The organism is Shinella sp. M31 (genome assembly GCF_049199205.1).
In the GTDB taxonomy this organism is placed as follows: domain Bacteria; phylum Pseudomonadota; class Alphaproteobacteria; order Rhizobiales; family Rhizobiaceae; genus Shinella.
Window position 1 is genome coordinate 1 of the sequence record NZ_JBLZPH010000077.1, and the last position, 17,116, is coordinate 17,116.

Consider the following 17,116-nt stretch of genomic DNA (forward strand, 5'->3'; position numbering starts at 1 on the left):
AGCACATAGACCGCGCGCTCCTCCCAGTCGGCTGCCAACGGCGCGGAGGCGCCGGGCGTAAGCGTCAGGTCGGTATAGAGCGTGTCCGTCGGCACGGCGACGGGCGAGGCATGGCCCTCGTACTTGCCGATAATCGTGCGCCCGCTGATGCCGTCGGCCGAGAAGGCAGGCAGCTCGGCCTTCGTCGTATGCGAAAAGACCGGCGCGATTTCCTCCAAATGATCAGGCAGGGCAAGCCAGGTCTGCAATCCGGAAATCGATTGCGGACTGCCCCGCAGGTTCTCCGGCGAGCGCTCCGAATGCACGATGCCGCGCCCCGCCGTCATCAGGTTCACGTCGCCGGGCGCGATCACCATTTCGGTGCCGAGGCTGTCGCGATGCTTGATCTCGCCGTCGAACAGATAGGTGACGGTGGACAGCCCGATATGCGGATGCGGCCGCACATCGATCGCGTCGCCGGCCCGAAGCAGCGCCGGCCCCATGCGGTCGAAGAAGATGAACGGCCCGACCAGCCGGCGCTTGGCCGAAGGCAGCGCACGCCGCACCTCCAGCCCGCCGATATCGCTGGTGCGCGGAATGATCAGATGCTCCAGCGCATCGCACGCTGCCGCATCGCCGGCCTCGGGGTCTTTTCCGGGAAAGAAGCTCATTGCGCCCTCCTGTGAATGGATCGTGGGTGCATGCTAGCGGGCGTGCAGGGGCGTGGATAGGGCGACGGGTGTTGACGGTGTGGTCAATCTTTTCCGCCTCTGGCCTTTACCGCGATCGGCGCCATATTCGCCGAGAACAGGGAGACGACAATGACCGGACAGGAACTGGCAGCACTCTACCGTGGCTACATCGCCTGTCTCAACAGACAGGACTGGGCCAATCTCGGCAGCTTCGTCCACGAGGAGGCGCACTACAACGGCAAACGCATCGGCCTTCCCGGCTATCGCACCATGCTGGAAGGCGATTTCCGCGCCATCCCGGACCTGCATTTCTCCATCGATTTCCTGGTGGTCGAGCCGCCCCGCGTGGCAAGCCGGCTGCTGTTCAACTGCACGCCCGTGGGCCAGCTTTTCGGCATGCCGGTCAATGGCCGCACGGTATCGTTCACCGAAAACGTCTTTTACGAATTCGAGGATGCGCGCATCCGCAATGTCTGGTCAATCATCGACAAGGCAGCGATTGCCGCACAGCTCTGAGGCTCACGCCCCGTCGAGCGGCTCCGTGCCCTGCGGCTTGCCGGCCCGGTCGAGGCGGATTTTTTCGATGCGGTTCTCGGCGGCCGAGAGCAGGGTTTCACAGTGCTTCTTCAAGGCCTCGCCGCGCTCGTAGATCTCGATGGAGCGGTCAAGCGGCACGTCGCCGCGCTCAAGGGCCGCGACGATCTTCTCCAGTTCCTCGACGGCCTGTTCGAAGGAGAGGGCGGAAACATCGGGGGCGGGATTGGTCATGGTCAGCCTCTCATCAGGCGGTAGATATGGGTGGCGGCGGATTCGGCGAGGCCTTGCAGGTCGTAGCCGCCTTCCAGCAGGCTGACCACCCGGTTGTCTGCCGATTTTTCGGAAAGTTCCATCAGCTTGGCCGTCGCCCAGTCGAAATCGTCGGCGACGAGGTTGATCTGCGCCAGCGGGTCGCGGTGATGCGCATCGAAGCCGGCGGAGATGATTATGATATCGGGCTTGAAATCGGCGACGCGCGGCAGGACGCGCGACCTGAACGCCTCGCGGAAATGATCGCTGCCGTCATTGGCCGAGAGCGGCGCGTTGACGATGTTGCCGGCCCCCGTCTCGCTCTTGGCGCCGGAGCCGGGATAGAGCGGCATCTGGTGCGTCGAGCAGAACAGCACCGACGGGTCCTCGTAAAAGATGTCCTGCGTGCCGTTGCCGTGGTGCACGTCCCAGTCGACGATGGCGACACGCTCGGCGCCGTGAGCCTTCTGGGCGTGACGCGCGGCGATGGCGGTGTTGTTGAAGAAACAGAAGCCCATCGCCTTGTCGCGCTCGGCGTGATGGCCGGGTGGGCGGGCGAGCACGAAGGCATTGTCCGCCTTTCCGGTGAAGACCGCATCGACGGCCGCGATGGCGCCGCCGATGCCGGTCAGCGCTGCCTGGAAACTCGCGGGGCTGGCATAGGTATCGGCCTCGATCTGCTCGATGCCCTCTTCAGGGATTTCCGACATCACGGCGCGCAGATGGCTTTCCGGATGGGCGAGCAGCACGAAATCCTCGTTGGCCTGCGGCGCCTTCTCGCGTTTCAGCGGGAGAAAGCGCTCGTGTTCCAGCGCAAGATTGATCGCGCGGATGCGGTCGGACCGCTCCGGGTGGCCCTCCGGCGTGTGATGCTCGAGGAAGATCGGGTTCTCTAGGAGACACGTCGTCATGGCCGGAAGCTATCCATTGCAATTGGCGAGGTCCACGGGAAATGGGCCAGGCATACCGCCTTTTCAACAGTCACGGCGCAAGCAGCAGTTTTCCGGTGCGGGCCGGGTCCTCCTGCCGGGCGAGTGCGGCGGGCAGGTCGGAGAGGGTAAAAACCGTATCGACGGTGGAGGCGAGGTGCCCCGCACGAATGCCGGCGAAGCTGCGCTCGAATTCGGCGGCGATCTCCACGCGCCCGGCGGAATGCACCCAGTTGCGCAGCCAGAGGAAGGAGAAGGCGACCTCCTCGCGCCTGATGGCGATGAGCGCCGGATCGAGCTGCGCGCCCGACAGTGCGCCATATTGCACAAAGGCGCCGCCACGGCGGAGGGTACGAAAAAGCGCATTGCCCGCATCGCCGCCGACGGCATCGAGGACGGCGTCGAGCGGCGGTGCGCCCGCGATCTCGCCGGAAAACCCCTCGGCCAGCCGTTCGGCCGTCGCGGCACTGCGCACCAGCGCCACTGGCCGGAAACCGGCCTCAGCCAGAAGCGTCAGCAGCATCCTGCCGATGGCGGAGCCTGCTGCGGTGACGCCGACGCGCAGGCCAGCCGCCCCGTGGAAATGTGCTTTGACGGCATCGACCAGCCGGAAGGCCGTCAGCGGGTTCACATAGGCCATGGCGGCCTGGTCGTCGGAGAGATCGTCCGGCACGGCGAAGCACCACGCGGCCGGACGGATCAGAGACGCTTGCCAGAGCCCGCTTGCGCCGATCGGCAGCACGCGCTGGCGAAGCGCAAGGCCGTTCACGCCCTCGCCAAGGCGGGTGATCTCCCCCACGCCCTCGAAGCCCGGCACGAAGGGCAGGGCGGTACGGCTGCGATAGGCGCCGGTGACGGGAATGAGGTCTGAAGGGTTGATGGCGGCGCGGCGGATGCGGATTTCCACCTCGCCGGGGCCGGGGGCCGCACGCTCCACCTCTTCCAGCCCGATCACTTGCCGGGGGTCGCCGAAGGCTCTAACAACGGCACGAAGCATGAAACGACCCCGGGATACGACGTGGAACAGGCGGCAGACATCACGGTCAGCGAAGTCAGGATACCGTTTCGCGATATAGACATGCACGGCCATATGCACAATGCCGCCTATTACGCCCATGCGGAGGCGGCCGTCGCCGGCCTCTGGCGCCACCGGCCGGTCGGGCAAAACGATCCCGTCTATTTCGTGCGCAAATCCGGCTGCACCTTCCACAGGGGCCTGCGGCTGGATGACATGGCCCGTCTCAAGGTCTCGGTGACCCGCATCGGCGCGACCTCGCTCAGCTTCGCCGTCGCGATCGCCTGCGATGGCGCCCTGGTGGCGGATCTGGAGATCGTCTGGGTCGCCGTCGATCCCGCAACCCGCCAGCCCGTCAACGTGCCGCAGCCCGTCCGCGACTGGCTGAGGTCATTCCTCGCCTGAGGCGGTCCCGACGCTGAGCCAGCCCGGCCGGCAATCCTCGAAGGAATGGTATTGCGGTGTGAAGGCCGGATCGGTGGGCTCGTCGAAGCCGCCGATCAGCAAGGCGATGACCGGCTCGTCGTCGATGGCGCCGATGGAGCTGCCGCAGGCCGGGCAGAAGGCGCGGCTGGAATAATCCGACGAGCGCCAGGTCGAGGGTTTTGCGCCCGAGCCCGTCCATTGCACGCGCTCCGTGGGAAATTCCACCCAGGCAGCGGTGGGCGCGCCGGTGTGCTGCTGGCAGAAGCGGCAGGAGCAGGTATGCGGCTTTTCCGCCGGCCCCGTCGCCTCGAAACGGATGGCGCCGCACAGGCAGCCGCCGGTATAGATCTTCTCGCTCATCCAGTTTCCCCCAGCTTGCGAAACAAAGTCGCAATGCCCATGCCGCCGCCGATGCCCATCATGGCGAGCGCCTCGGTTCCGGCGTCCGCCGCCCGCATCTGCGCAAAGAGCCGCGTGACGAGGATCGCACCGGAGGCACCGTAGGGGTGGCCGAGCGCAAGCGCACCCCCCTCGCGGTTGACGATCGTGTGATCGATGCCGAGCGCGTCGAGGCTGGCGAGCACCTGGGCGGCGAAGGCCTCGTTGAACTCGATATAGGGGATGTTCGCGGCATCGAGACCCGGATTGCGCGCGACGAGCTTTTCCATCGCCGGAACGGGGCCGAGGCCGAGCAGGTTCGGATCGACGCCGACCGTGGCGCTGTCGACGAGTTCCAGGAGCATCGTCAGGCCGCGCCGCCGAGCTTCGGTCAGCGAGGTCACCAGCACGACGGCGGCACCGTCATTGACCGGGCAGGCATTGCCCGCCGTCACGGTTCCATCCGGGCGGAAGACCGGCTTCAGCGCCGCCAGCTTTTCCAGCGAGGTGTTTTCGCGCGGGCATTCGTCCTGCGCGACGCGGCCGGCTTGTGTGTCGAGCGGCACGATCTCGCCGGCAAAGCGCCCGGCCTTCTGGGCGGCGACGGCACGGCGATGGCTTTCGAGCGCAAAGGCGTCCTGCCGCGCCCGGCTAATGCCGGCGTGGCGGGCGACGTTTTCGGCAGCGATGCCCATGTCGGGGTCGCCGATGGCGTCAGGCGCCATGCGCGCACGGCGTACAGGCTCCGGCACGCCGTCGGGTGTCAGCGGCGGGCGGAAGCGCAGATGGGCGCGGCTGCTGCTCTCGGTGCCGCCGGCGAGATAGATGCGCCCGGCGCCCGCCGTCACCAGCCTTGCGGCGAGCGCAATCGCTTCCAGCCCTGAGCCGCATTGCCGGTCGATGGTCATTCCGGGCACGGAAACGGCAAGCCCCGCCTCCAGCGCCGCGAGCCGCGCCAAATTGCCGGCGCTGTTGGCGGCATTGCCGAGCAGCACGTCGTCGACATCTTCGGCGGCAAGGCCGGTGTCCTGCAGGATGCGGCGAATGAGCGGTACGGCGAGGCTTGCCGGCTCGATGGTCGAAAGCGTGCCGTTGACCCGGCCGATCGGCGTGCGGAAGGCCGCGGCGATGACGGGAATGCGTTCGGGATCAGCGGAGCGGTTCAAGGACATCGCTCTCCTCCGCCACCCACTGCCGCACGGTTTTGGCCTCCACCTTGCCCGAGGGCGTCGTGGGCATTTTCGCGCAGAGCCAGAGCCGGCGCGGCTGCTTGTAGCGCGGCAGGAGATCGGCCAGCGCCGTGGTGAGCGCCGCTGCCGTCAAGCCCGGTGCGGCGGGCTCGATCACGCCCACCAGTTCGCTGCCGAGATCGGCATGGTCGCGGCCGAAGACATGGGCGGCGCGCACCAGCGGCAGGCTTTGCAGCGCCGCCTCGACCTCGGAAGGATAGATATTGTTGCCGCCCGAAAGCACCATGCCGCCGGCACGTCCGAGCAGATGGAGCGTGCCGTCCACCTCCAGGAAGCCGAGATCGCCGACCGTCGCCAGCGCGCCGAAGCGCGCCAGCCCCGTGCCGTCGCCGGAACCGAGATAGCCGGTGGCCACAAGCGGGCTTTCGACAAAGACGGTGCCGGTCTCGCCTGCGGGCAGGGGTTTGCCGGCCGCGTCGAGCACCGAGATCGCAACCCCCGGGAAGGCCTTTCCGACGGCGGTGGAGGAGGCGGCATCCCCGGGCGCCGTGACGGTGATGAAGCCGAGCTCCGAGGCGCCGTAATATTCCCTGAGCGCCGCGCCGGGAAAATGTCTGCCGCAAAGCGCGTGGTCGCCCGCCGTGAGTTTCGCGCCTGCCACGGTGATGGCCGCGACTTCAGCGAGTGGCGCACCCTCGCAGAGCCGGCGCAGCATGGTCGGCACGAGAACGAGGCGCTGCATGGCGTGCTCTCGGATCGTCATTTGTGCCGCGTGCGCGTCGAAATGCCGGGTGGAATGGAAGGCGGCGCCCGCCAGCAGGCACTCCGTCATGGCATAGAGCGCAAGCCCATGGGCGAGGGGGCCGGGAGCGTAGGTGCTGGTCTGCCCGGTGATGCCGAAGAACGGTGCCCCGGTGGCGAGGCTGATGCGCCAGGACCGGCGGTCGCGGATGATCGGTTTCGGATCGGCCGTCGTGCCCGAGGTGAAGACGATGAGGAAGGGCGCATCCGCCTGCCCTTCCGGCAGGGCGGGATCGGTCGCTTCCGCCTGCTCCGTGATGATTTCGGCGAAACCTCCCCTGGGATCGGTGACACGCAGTTCGTCGCCTTCGGCTGTGACGACGAGATCGGGATCGATCTTGTCGAGCAGCCGCTGCCGGATGGCCTCGGGCAGATGCGGATCGATGAGGGCGGCGCACATATGGCCCGACGTCGCGGCGGCGAAGGCGGCAGGAAACAGCGCGTGATTGCCGGTGACGAGCGCGACCAGCCGGTTGTCGGGGCCGATGCTGCTTTGGCCGTCCGGCGCCATTGCGGAAAAGGTGGCATGGAGGCGCCGCGCCGTGGCTGAGAGCGCGCCATAGGACAAAACCCGGCCATCCAGATGAAAGGCCGGGTTTTCAGGATTTCGCGCGGCGTGCCGTTCGAGGGCGCCGGAAAGCGGCATCGGCTCAGGCGCGCTGCGGCAGGAGCGGGTAGCCCGCCAACACGGCGCGGCCGGCCAGCATAGCGACGAAGGCCTTGATGAGATCGCCCGGCAGGAAGACCAGCGAGGCGACGGCCGTCTCGAAGAAGGCCTTGCCGCTCATATAGGCGAGCCAGGGCATGCCGAAGAGATAGACGACGCCGATGCCGCCGATCACTGCCGCGGCGAGGAAGGAGACGAATTGCGCCAGTTCCGGCTGCTCTTCGCGCACCAGGCGTTCGGCGACGAGGCCGCAGACGAAGGCGCCGAAGACCCAGCCGACGAGATAACCCGCCGTCGGGCCGGCAAAGACGGCAAGGCCGCCGCGACCGCCCGAAAGCACCGGCAGGCCGATGGCGACGAGCAGCAGCACGAGCAGCACGGCGCTCGCGCCGCGTTTGGCGCCGAGGATGCAGCCGGCCAGCATGACGCCGAGCGACTGTGCCGTGATCGGCACCGGAATGAAGCCGAGCGTGATCGGCGGCAGCAGGCCCAGCACCACGATGATCGCGGCGAAGAGGGCGATGAGGACGATGTCTCTGGTGTTCATGGCAGGGTTCCCCGATGGCAGGATGGCTGTTAGTGCCGCCGAAAGCCGCGGGCGTCAATCGCCATGGCGATCGTGTCCGCGTCCTTCAGCGTCAGGATGATGAGAGGCACGAGCAGGGTGAGCGGCCGCACCGGCAGGCCGCGCGCCCTGTGCGCGGCCGATATCTCGCCGTAGCGCGCAAAAATCTCCGGCACGAAGCGGATGACGAGGCCGACCGCAAGGCTGACATCCGCAGCCCGCACGAACCCGAACCGCTCCAGCGGTGTGATCAGCCGGGTGATCTCGTCCATGAAGGCGGAAATGCCGGTCGTCGCCGTCACGGCGGCAGCGAGCAGCACCAGCGCCGACAGCCGGCAGAAGACGACGGCCCCCTCATGCGGCGACTGGAAGACGGTGTTGGCCGCCGCGACGAGCAGCACGGTGAACAGCACGAAGCGCGTGCGCCGCACCGCCTCAACGAAACCGATGCCCGTCGAGAGATAGAGCCCCGCGGAAAGGCCGAGTGCCGGTACGAGCAGGCGCAGATCGGAAAGCAGGAACAGCACGATGGCGGCGGCAAACAGCACGATCAGCTTGCCGCGCACGGGAATGCGATGCAGCGGCGAATTGCCCTCGATATCCAGCCCGTTCAGCACGCCGCGATCTCCCGGTAGGCGCGGATCGCCTCTGCCGGACGGTCATCCGCCGCAAGCCGCCCGTCGTGGAAAACCAGAACGCGGTCGAAATCCTCGATCAGCGCCAGATCATGGGTAATCACCAGCACCTGCTCGGGCAGGCCGGCAATGGTGCGTGCGATCAACGCGCGGTTCTTCAAATCGAGCTGATTGGTCGGCTCGTCGAGGATCAGAAGCTCCGGACCGGTGACGAGCACGCTGGCAATGGCGCCGAGCTGCGTCTCGCCGCCGGAAAGTTCGTGCACGCGCCGGCGCGCGAGGTGCGAAATGCCGAACCGTTCAAGCACGGCCTCGGTGCGCCCGGCGATCTCCGCCTTGCCCAGCCCGCGGTTCTTCAGGCCGAAGGCGATGTCTTCGGCAAGGATCGGCAGGATCATCTGGTGCTGCGGGTTCTGGAAGATGAAGCCCGTCTTGCCGCGCGCCGCCTGCTCGTCCCCGACCGTGTCGAGCCCGCCGACCGTGACGGTGCCGGCGGTCGGCTTGACGAGCCCGTTGATCAGTCGCGCCATGGTCGTCTTGCCTGACCCGTTGAGGCCGACGACGCCGATGCGCTGTTCGGAGAGCTGCAAATCCAGCGGCTGGAGCGCCGTGCGGCTGCCATAACGCACCGTTGCAGCGGAAAAGACGATGTCCAAGAGCAAGGTCCCGGTTCGCGGATGGGTGCAGGACCTATAAGCAATTTAGCGGGAGGTGCGAAGGGTTTTTGCGACGGGCTCCCCCGATAATGTTGAACAATCCGCAGAAGATGTTGAAAGCGGCCTTTTCGGTGTGCGAAAAACGGGTGGAACAAACCAAGAATATATGCCTATCATCCGGCATGACGATTCTTCTTTCGAATGCCGACGCCCGGCGCATCTTCCTCGCCCGCCAGGGGCTCAGCGCACCGCCCGGCCGGCAGCTCGGCAAGGCGGGGCTGCTGCAGCTCATCCACGATATCGGCTTCGTGCAGGTGGATAGCATCGCCACCGTCGAGCGGGCGCATCACCAGATCCTGTTCTCGCGCAACCAGACCTACCGGCGCGAGCACCTGACGGAGCTTCTGGAGAAGGACGGCGATCTCTTCGAGCACTGGACGCACGATGCCTCGATCATCCCGGGCGCCTTCTTCCGCTATTGGAAACACCGCTTCCGCCGCAAGGAAGCGTCGATCCTCGCGCGCTGGAGCAAGTGGCAGGGGGAGGGCTTCGACAAGGCGTTCGAGGAAACCTACGAACGCATCGCCTCCGGCGGTGCCGTCCTATCGCGCGAGCTGAAGACGGACGATCACAAATCCGGCGGCTGGTGGAACTGGCACCCGAACAAGACGGCGCTGGAATTCCTCTGGCACACCGGAAAACTCAGCATAGCCAGGCGCGACAATTTCCAGAAGGTCTATGATCTCACCGAACGCGTGGTGCCGCCGCACCATCACGAACCCGCCGTCGAGCACGAGGCCTTCGTCGACTGGGCCTGCCGCAGCGCGCTGACGCGGCTCGGTTTTGCCACCCATGGCGAAATCGCCGCCTTCTGGGCGCTGATTTCGCCGGAGGAGGCGAAGACATGGGTGGATGCACACCGCGACGAACTGCGCCCCGTCTCGATCGAAACCGCCGATGGCGGCAAGCCGCGCATCGCCTACGCCTTCGATGGCTTTCCAGACAATCTCGGCGATATTCCCGAGCCACCCGCCCGCCTGCGCGTCCTCTCGCCCTTCGATCCCCTGATCCGCGACCGCAACCGCACCGAACGCCTTTTCGGCTACTACTACCGTATCGAAGTCTTCGTGCCGGAACCCAAGCGCCAGTACGGCTACTACGTCTTCCCGCTCCTCGAAGGCGACCGCCTCGTCGGCCGCATCGACATGAAGGCCGACCGCAAGGCCGGCACGCTCGACGTCAAACGCCTCTGGTGGGAGCCAAAGGTCCGCGCCTCGGCAGGACGGCTGGAGAAGCTGGAGGCGGAGCTGGCGAGGCTTGCGAAGTTTACGGGTGTCGAGAGCGTACGGTATCTCGACGGGTGGAATGGCGAGGCGGGCTAGGCCCTCGGCTTCACGCCGTCACCGCCCGCCCGCCAAAGGCACCCTTGGCCTGGTCCGTCAGCGCGCGAAACTTCTCCGAGGCACCCGTGAGCTTGGCGTCCCAGTCCGGGTCCGGCACCTGACCGCGGATCGTGTCGAAATAGACGGCCATGAGGGCGGCGATGGCGAAGGGTTCGAGCACGGCGGCCTTGAAGGCCCAGGCGAAGACGATGGCGACGATGAAGGTGAGAGCGGTGAGGTCGCCGGGGAAGAGATAGACCACGGCCGCGGCCGGTGCCAGCGCCAGGAGGAAGACGACGATGGAGAGAATCCACAGGAAGACCGAGAGCCAGACGGCGTTCTTCACCATTTTCAGGCCGTTCTGAGCGTAAAGTACAAGACCGCGCCGAGAACTTTCCCAGGCATTGTCGCTGCCGGTGCGGATGTTGTAGCCGAGGATGATCTCGTCGACATAGGTCAGCGACAGGCGGATGACGGTGTTGGCGAAGCGCACAACGCCGTCGAGGCCGGGAATGGGCAGGAACGCCGCGATGCCGCCGAGCAGGCCGGTGATGGCGGCGATTACGCCTTTGATGAGCTGGTCGAGCGCGAAAAGTACGTTCGCCTCGCCGAAGCGGGCGGTGACGACCTCGCGGCCATAGGCGACCTGGCCCTTGCCGTCCGGCAGCGGTTCACCGTCGATCAGCTTGACCATGACGGCGATATGGGCGGCCTTGACCATGTAGAGCAGCCATTCGCGCGCCCAGTAGACGGCGGTGCCGACCAGCCCCATGCCGAAAATGCCGCCCCAGACAGCGAAGGATTCCGGGCTGTCGGAGAGCGAGCCGACGCCGTAGCCGATGCCGGCACCCGTTCCGCTCGCCAGGATGAAGGCAAGCGTGATGACGAAATAAATCACCATCCGCGTGAGGATGAAGGGCATGGTCTTCAGCAGGATGCCGATGGTCTTGCCGATGCTGAAATCCCACATGCCGTAGTTCCCCAAAGAAATCCCGCGATCCGAACCGTCGCGCCAAAGGCAAACGTTTCGGAACCGCGGGATATTCGGGGTTAGCAGAGATCCGTCGAGCTGATCTGGATGCCGAAGCCCTCGAGGCCGACATAGTGGCGCTCGCGCGAGGCCATCAGGCGGATCGAGGTAATGCCGAGATCCTTCAGAATCTGCGCGCCGAGGCCGATTTCCAGCCATTCGCTTTCGCGCGCCTGCGCCTCGTCGTGGCCTTCGCCGTCGTGTTTGCTCCTGCGCGCGGTCTGGGATGCGCCGACGCCGACGGAGCCTTCGCGCAGATAGACGATGACGCCGCGGCCCTGTTCGGCGATGCGCTTCATGATGCCGTCGATCTGGCGCCCCGCGCCAAAAACGTCGTCGCCGACATTTTCGAGATGCAGGCGCACCGGAATATCGACGCCGTCGCGGATGTCGCCGAAGACGACGGCGAGGTGCTGCATCGGATCCCAGGGCAGGGTGTAGGTCAGGGCCTTGGCCTTGCCGTAGGGCGTCTCGATGTCGAAGCTGCCGACCTGCTCGATCAGGGTTTCCTTGCGCTGGCGATAGGCGATGAGATCGGCGACGGAGACCTGCTTCAGGCCGTTCTTCTCCGCGAAGGCCGCGACCTGCGGCCCGCGCATCACGGTGCCGTCGTCGTTGACCAGTTCGCTGATCACGCCGATCGGCGGCAGGCTCGCGAGCTTGCAGAGATCGACGGCCGCTTCCGTATGGCCCGAGCGCATCAGCACGCCGCCTTCGCGGGCGACGAGCGGGAAGATATGGCCGGGGCGCACGAAATCCGTAGCGCCGACATTCGGATTGGCGAGGTTGCGCACCGTCAGCGTGCGGTCGTCGGCGGAAATGCCCGTCGTCGTGCCATGCTTGAAATCGACGGAGACGGTGAAGGCGGTGGTGTGGGCCGAATCGTTTTCCGCCACCATGGCGTTGAGGTTCAGGCGCTTGGCCTCCTCGCGCGGCATGGGCGTGCAGACGATGCCGGAGGTGTGGCGCACGATGAAGGCCATCTTTTCCGGCGTGCAATGCACGGCGGCGACGATGAGATCGCCCTCGTTTTCGCGGCCGTCGTCATCCATAACGACAACGATTTCGCCGGCCTCGAAGGCGCGGATGGCATCGACGACACGCTTCTGGTCGTAGCTCATGGCAAAGATCCTCTTTCAGGCGGCCAATTACTTCAAACGGCCGGTCTGGCCGCGATCGCGGAGATAGTGGTCGGCAACGGCGCAGGCGACCATGGCCTCGCCGATCGGCACGGCACGGATGCCGACGCAGGGATCGTGGCGGCCCTTGGTGCGCACATCGACATTGTTGCCGTCGGCATCGATCGAGCGGCGCTCGGTCAGGATCGACGAGGTCGGCTTGATGGCAAAACGCGCGACGACCGGCTGGCCGGTGGAAATGCCGCCGAGAATGCCGCCGGCATGGTTGGACAGGAAGATGGGATTGCCGTCATTGCCCATGCGCATCTCGTCGGCATTGTCCTCGCCAGTCAGTTCCGCCGAGGCGAAACCTTCACCGATCTCCACACCCTTCACGGCATTGATCGACATGAGCAGCGAGGCGATGTCCTGGTCGAGCTTGCCGTAGATCGGCGCGCCAATGCCGGCCGGAACCCCCTCGGCGACCACCTCCACGACGGCGCCAATGGAGGAGCCGGCCTTGCGGATGCCGTCGAGATACGCTTCCCAGACGGGCACGATGGCGGGGTCGGGGGCGAAGAACGGGTTGTTGTTGACCGCGTTCCAGTCCCAGTTGCGGCGGTCGATTTTGTGCTTGCCGATCTGCACGAGGGCGGCGCGCACGGAAAGTCCCGGCACGACCTTGCGGGCCAAACCGCCGGCGGCGACGCGCGCCGCAGTCTCTCGGGCCGAGGAGCGGCCGCCGCCGCGATAGTCGCGGATGCCGTATTTGACGTCATAGGTATAGTCGGCATGGCCGGGGCGGTAGCGCTTGGCGATCTCGCCGTAGTCCTTCGAGCGCTGGTCGGTGTTCTCGATCATCATGGAGACGGGCGTACCCGTCGTGATCATCGTCTCGCCGTCCTCGTCCAGCATCACGCCGGAAAGCACCTTCACCAGATCGTCCTCGCGGCGCTGCGTCACGAAACGCGACTGGCCGGGCTTGCGCTTGTCGAGCCAGGCCTGGATTTCGGCTAGCGTGAAGCGGATGCCGGGCGGGCAGCCATCCACCACGCAGCCGAGCGCGACCCCATGGCTTTCGCCCCAGGTGGTGACGCGGAAAAGATGACCGAAACTGTTATGCGACATGAGCGGACCCGGACCCGATAAACCTTCGCCCCCTCCTTAGTGGAAAAGGCGGGGGCGGGACAAGGGTTTCGCGTCAAGTCGGGTCAGGAAGCGAGCTTCCAGCGCATCTCGCTGCCGAAGGCCAGGAAATCGTCGCGGGACAGCGGCTTGGCGAAGGCGTAGCCCTGCAGGAGGTCGCAGCCGAGCAGGCCGAGCATTTCGGCATGGTCCATGGTCTCGACGCCTTCTGCCACGATCTCGATATTGAGCGAGCGGCCGATCTCGATGATCGAGCGCACCAGCGCCTGCTCGTTGTGCGAATTGAGAATGGGGGCCACGAGCTGGCGGTCGATCTTCAGGCGCTTGGGCTTCAGCTTCAAAAGGCTGACGATCGAGGTGTGGCCGGTGCCGAAATCGTCGATCTCGATATCGATGCCGAGCGCCTTGATGCGTTCGAGATTGGAGAGGACGATATCGTCGCTCTCGTCGAGGAAGATCGATTCCACCAGTTCGAAGGAAATCTGGCCAGGTTGGATGGCGAGGCCCGTCAGGCTGTCGATCAGGCTCTCGTCGCGCAGGCGGCGGGCCGAGACGTTGACCGAGATTTTCGGCATGATCAGGCCGCGGGCGGCCCAGCGGGCGCAATCGATGAGCGCTTTTTCCAGCACGATCCGGTCGAGCGTCGCCATGACGTTGAGGTCCTCGGCGATCTTGAGAAAGCGGTCGGGCGTCAGCAGCCCGTCGCGCGGGTGGTTCCAGCGGATCAGCGCCTCGGCGCCGGCGAGCTTCAGCGTGCCGGCCTCGATCTGCGGCTGGTAATAGGGGACGAATTCGTTGTTCTCGATGCCGGCCAGGATGTCGTCGGCGATGCGCTTGTTCGAAATGATCTCGGCCTGCAGAACCTCGGTGAAGAACTCGTGGCGGTTGCGGCCCATGGCTTTCGCCCGGTAGAGCGCGATATCGGCGTTGACGAGCAGCTTTGCCGTATTGATCGAAGAACCCTCGGCAAGCGCTACACCGATGCTGACGCCGAAGCGGCAGAGATGACCCTCATATTCCACCGGCTGCTGCATCAGCGTGATGATGCGGCGCGCCAAGGTGCTGAGATAGGCCTGGTCCGTGGTGTTGGTGACGACCACCACGAATTCGTCGCCGCCGATGCGTGCGACGATATCGCCCTTGCGGGTCGAGGCGCGCAGCACTTCCGAAGCATGCACGAGCAGCGCGTCGCCGGCGGCGTGGCCCAGCGTGTCGTTGATCTGCTTGAAGCGGTCGAGGTCGATATGGAGGATGGCGACGCGTACCTCCATGGTCTCGCTGAGATCGGCAATGGCGGTCAACTCGCCATCCAGCATGCGCCGGTTGCCGAGGCCCGTCAGCGGGTCGTGCAGGGCATTGTGCTCGATGCGGTCCTTTGCCTGTTCCAGTTCGACGTTCTTGGCATCGGCCTGTTCCTTGGCGGCCTTGAGATTCTGCTTGAGGATGACGTCTTCGGTCACGTCGAAGGCGAGGCCGACGAGCTTGCGCGTGCCGCCGTGACCGTAGTGGATCTTGCCGACGGAGCGCACGTAGCGGATTTCCCCGCTCGACAGGGCGACGCGCGCCTCGTGCACATAGGGCAGGTCCTGTTCGATGCAGCGCGCGACATTCTCGACGATCGCCTCGCGGTCGTCGGCATGGATGGCCGCCAGCCACGCCTCTTGCGAAACGATGCCGTTGGTGAAGGTCAGCCCGTAGAGCTGATGCATGCGCGGATCCCAGAAGGTGCGGCCGAGATCGAGATCGGCCTCCCAGAGGCCGCACTGATAGGAATCGAGCGCAAGGTCGAGACGGCGGGTCGTCTGTTCCAGTTCGGCGTTCTGAAGGTCGGAGCGTTCCTTCGCCTCCTTGAGGTGTGCAGTGATCAGCACATCCTCGGTCACGTCGAAGGCGAGGCCCACCAGCTTGCGTCGGCCGTCCTGCTCGATATGCAGCTTGCCGACGGACTGGACGTGGCGGACCGTGCCGTCCGGGTGGACGACCCGTGAGGTGCGCATATAGGGCACGCCTTCCTCGATGGTCGTGTCCGCCTTGCGCTGGGCTTCCTCGCGGTCGTCCGGGTGGATGGCATTGATCCATGTCGCGTGGGTGATGCGCTTGCCGGTGTTCGTCACGCCGTAGAGCTGGTGCATGCGCTCGTCCCACAGCGTCAGCCCATCCTCGAGATCGGCTTCCCAGAGGCCGCACTGATAGGCGTCGAGTGCGAGATCGAGACGCCGGGTCAGCTTGGCAAGCTCGGCATTCTGGACCTCGGCATGCTCCTTGGCGGTTTTCAGCGCCTCGTTGAGCAGCACGTCTTCGGTGACGTCCCAACTGATGCCGGTCAGCTTTTCCTCGCCATTCGGGCCGATCAGGCGCGAACCGACATTGCGGATATGGCGCCAGCTGCCGTCCGGCATGCGAATGCGGTATTGCGACTTGTAGTCGTTGCCGCCGGCGCGGATGAGGTCCATTTCAGCCTTGGCGGTGGCTATGTCATCGGGGTGAAGGGCCGCGCGCCACGCGTCGTCGTGCGGCGTCTCGTTTTCCGGGAAGCCGTGCAGGCGGTGCATCTGGGCATCCCAGTTGCGCGCGCCGGTCGCAAGCTCGACCTCCCAGATGCCGATCTTGGAGGCGCCGAGCGCGATATCGAGGCGCTGCGAGAGGGACTGCACCTGCCGCTCGCGCGCCCGCAGCCGCGCGATATTGCGCTGGCGCTCGCTGACGAGGCCGCCGGTCAGCAGGATCGGCACGATGATCACCAGTGCCGCGGCCAGGATGAACATCCGCACCTGCGTCAGGTTCTCCGGCGGATGATGCCAGCCCTTCTTGGGTACGGCGGCAAGCTCCCAGCGGCCGCCCGGAAAATCGAGCACCTGCACAACGGGATCGTTCTCGAAGATTTCGGCGGCGCCGAAGAACGGATCGATGATGTTGTCCGCCACGCTGACATCGCGGATGGCGAGATCGATATCGGTCTCGTGCTGGCGCATGTCCCGCAGGCCGTGGGCCTCGGAACCGATCAGCCCTGCGTCGCTCAGAAGCCTGCGCTCGTCGACCAGCCCGTCGATATAGCCCCAGAAGTAATGCCGCGCATCGACGGTTCCGAATACCGGCATGAAGAGGTGGAAGCCGCGCCCGCCCTTGGCGAATTCGACCGGCCCGAACATCAGCGGGCGGCCGCGCGAGCGATCCGTCTGGGCTGCCCGCCGGAAAGAGGGAAAGCGATTGAAATCGGTGCCGAGATAATGCTGGTTGCCGTCGGGCGGAAAGGCCTGGGTGACCTTGGCCCCCGGCGCGACGCCGACGCGGCGGAAATGGCTGTTTTGCAAAATGAGCTTGCGGGCGAAGACGTTGAACTGGAGAGACGCCTGCTGCGGCGCGACGGCGAACATGTTGGCGAGGCTGCGCAGTGCCGCGACGTCGCTGTTGACCTCGCTTTGCAGCCGCGCACCGACCAGCGCGAGGTCGCCGGACACATGGGCCTGCAACTCGTTGCGGTAGATCCGCTCGTTCTGCTGTTCGTAGAACACGCCTGCCGTCAGGATGACGACGCCGGCAATCGCCGCCGGCAAGAGCGAAGGCCGCGCCCATTCTGCGATGGACGCCATATGACGGCGGATGGCGGCAGGCAAAGACAAGAAGGCGGTCCCCGATGATGGCAAAACGGTACGGGGGGCTTCCTTAAGATTGCATTTATAAGCAACTGAAATACTTGTATTTCTGCCTCGTAAGCCGGCGA

The 17,116-nt window shown here is 65.7% G+C and carries 17 protein-coding genes; 3 read left to right on the forward strand and 14 right to left on the reverse strand.

Features of this window, described 5'->3' with window-relative positions; translation table 11 throughout:
• On the reverse strand, positions 1–650 hold a 650-nt coding region (locus tag ACOZKU_RS12435; RefSeq protein WP_421579148.1), incomplete at its 3' end, for a pirin family protein.
• Between the two features lie 150 nt (positions 651–800).
• Between ACOZKU_RS12435 and ACOZKU_RS12440 the strand changes: the two genes are divergently transcribed.
• Positions 801–1,187, forward strand: coding sequence for an ester cyclase (locus tag ACOZKU_RS12440; RefSeq protein WP_421579149.1), 387 nt, complete (start codon positions 801–803; stop codon positions 1,185–1,187).
• Between the two features lie 3 nt (positions 1,188–1,190).
• On the opposite strand, the gene ACOZKU_RS12445 is transcribed toward ACOZKU_RS12440, so the two are convergent.
• The 3 genes from ACOZKU_RS12445 to ACOZKU_RS12455 all read right to left on the reverse strand — a co-directional run bounded on the left by ACOZKU_RS12445 (position 1,191) and on the right by ACOZKU_RS12455 (position 3,383).
• Positions 1,191–1,439, reverse strand: coding sequence for an exodeoxyribonuclease VII small subunit (locus ACOZKU_RS12445; protein ID WP_117368748.1), 249 nt, complete (start codon positions 1,437–1,439; stop codon positions 1,191–1,193).
• Between the two features lie 2 nt (positions 1,440–1,441).
• Positions 1,442–2,368 carry a histone deacetylase family protein gene (locus ACOZKU_RS12450; RefSeq protein WP_421579150.1) on the reverse strand — a complete coding sequence of 309 codons (927 nt, stop codon included), beginning with the start codon at positions 2,366–2,368 and terminating at the stop codon, positions 1,442–1,444.
• Between the two features lie 70 nt (positions 2,369–2,438).
• Positions 2,439–3,383, reverse strand: coding sequence for a zinc-dependent alcohol dehydrogenase family protein (locus tag ACOZKU_RS12455; RefSeq protein ID WP_421579151.1), 945 nt, complete (start codon positions 3,381–3,383; stop codon positions 2,439–2,441).
• Positions 3,384–3,404: 21 nt separating this feature from the next.
• Between ACOZKU_RS12455 and ACOZKU_RS12460 the strand changes: the two genes are divergently transcribed.
• Positions 3,405–3,806, forward strand: a complete 402-nt coding sequence (locus tag ACOZKU_RS12460) for an acyl-CoA thioesterase (protein ID WP_421579152.1) — start codon at positions 3,405–3,407, stop codon at positions 3,804–3,806.
• On the opposite strand, the gene ACOZKU_RS12465 is transcribed toward ACOZKU_RS12460, so the two are convergent.
• From ACOZKU_RS12465 to ACOZKU_RS12490, 6 genes are read right to left on the reverse strand one after another with little or no spacing between them, the layout of a single operon-like run.
• On the reverse strand, positions 3,792–4,187 hold the full coding sequence (locus ACOZKU_RS12465) for a GFA family protein (protein ID WP_421579153.1): 396 nt from the start codon (positions 4,185–4,187) through the stop codon (positions 3,792–3,794). The genes ACOZKU_RS12460 and ACOZKU_RS12465 overlap by 15 nt on opposite strands.
• Positions 4,184–5,371, reverse strand: coding sequence for a thiolase family protein (locus tag ACOZKU_RS12470; RefSeq protein WP_421579173.1), 1,188 nt, complete (start codon positions 5,369–5,371; stop codon positions 4,184–4,186). Before ACOZKU_RS12470 ends, ACOZKU_RS12465 begins: the two co-directional genes overlap by 4 nt.
• Positions 5,355–6,842 carry a class I adenylate-forming enzyme family protein gene (locus tag ACOZKU_RS12475; RefSeq protein ID WP_421579154.1) on the reverse strand — a complete coding sequence of 496 codons (1,488 nt, stop codon included), beginning with the start codon at positions 6,840–6,842 and terminating at the stop codon, positions 5,355–5,357. Before ACOZKU_RS12475 ends, ACOZKU_RS12470 begins: the two co-directional genes overlap by 17 nt.
• Before the next feature lie 4 nt (positions 6,843–6,846).
• On the reverse strand, positions 6,847–7,410 hold the full coding sequence (locus ACOZKU_RS12480; RefSeq protein ID WP_421579155.1) for a biotin transporter BioY: 564 nt from the start codon (positions 7,408–7,410) through the stop codon (positions 6,847–6,849).
• A 29-nt stretch (positions 7,411–7,439) separates the two neighbouring features.
• Positions 7,440–8,045: an energy-coupling factor transporter transmembrane component T family protein gene (locus ACOZKU_RS12485; RefSeq protein WP_421579156.1), complete on the reverse strand. Its 606-nt coding sequence runs from the start codon at positions 8,043–8,045 to the stop codon at positions 7,440–7,442.
• Positions 8,039–8,719, reverse strand: coding sequence for an energy-coupling factor ABC transporter ATP-binding protein (locus ACOZKU_RS12490; protein ID WP_421579157.1), 681 nt, complete (start codon positions 8,717–8,719; stop codon positions 8,039–8,041). Before ACOZKU_RS12490 ends, ACOZKU_RS12485 begins: the two co-directional genes overlap by 7 nt.
• Before the next feature lie 182 nt (positions 8,720–8,901).
• Between ACOZKU_RS12490 and ACOZKU_RS12495 the strand changes: the two genes are divergently transcribed.
• Positions 8,902–10,101: a winged helix-turn-helix domain-containing protein gene (locus tag ACOZKU_RS12495; RefSeq protein ID WP_421579158.1), complete on the forward strand. Its 1,200-nt coding sequence runs from the start codon at positions 8,902–8,904 to the stop codon at positions 10,099–10,101.
• Positions 10,102–10,111: 10 nt separating this feature from the next.
• Here the strand turns inward: ACOZKU_RS12495 and ACOZKU_RS12500 are convergent, their stop codons facing one another.
• The 4 genes from ACOZKU_RS12500 to ACOZKU_RS12515 form a co-directional block, all read right to left on the reverse strand.
• Positions 10,112–11,071, reverse strand: a complete 960-nt coding sequence (locus ACOZKU_RS12500; RefSeq protein ID WP_421579159.1) for a hypothetical protein — start codon at positions 11,069–11,071, stop codon at positions 10,112–10,114.
• An 80-nt stretch (positions 11,072–11,151) separates the two neighbouring features.
• A complete protein-coding gene (gene ribB, locus ACOZKU_RS12505) occupies positions 11,152–12,252 on the reverse strand; it encodes a 3,4-dihydroxy-2-butanone-4-phosphate synthase (RefSeq protein ID WP_421579160.1) in 1,101 nt (366 codons plus the stop codon).
• Between the two features lie 27 nt (positions 12,253–12,279).
• The gene (gene aroC / locus ACOZKU_RS12510) at positions 12,280–13,377 is read right to left on the reverse strand and encodes a chorismate synthase (RefSeq protein WP_421579161.1); all 1,098 of its coding nucleotides are present in this window, start codon (positions 13,375–13,377) and stop codon (positions 12,280–12,282) included.
• 83 nt (positions 13,378–13,460) lie between these two features.
• A complete protein-coding gene (locus ACOZKU_RS12515; RefSeq protein WP_421579162.1) occupies positions 13,461–17,015 on the reverse strand; it encodes a bifunctional diguanylate cyclase/phosphodiesterase in 3,555 nt (1,184 codons plus the stop codon).
• Positions 17,016–17,116: the final 101 nt, after the last annotated feature.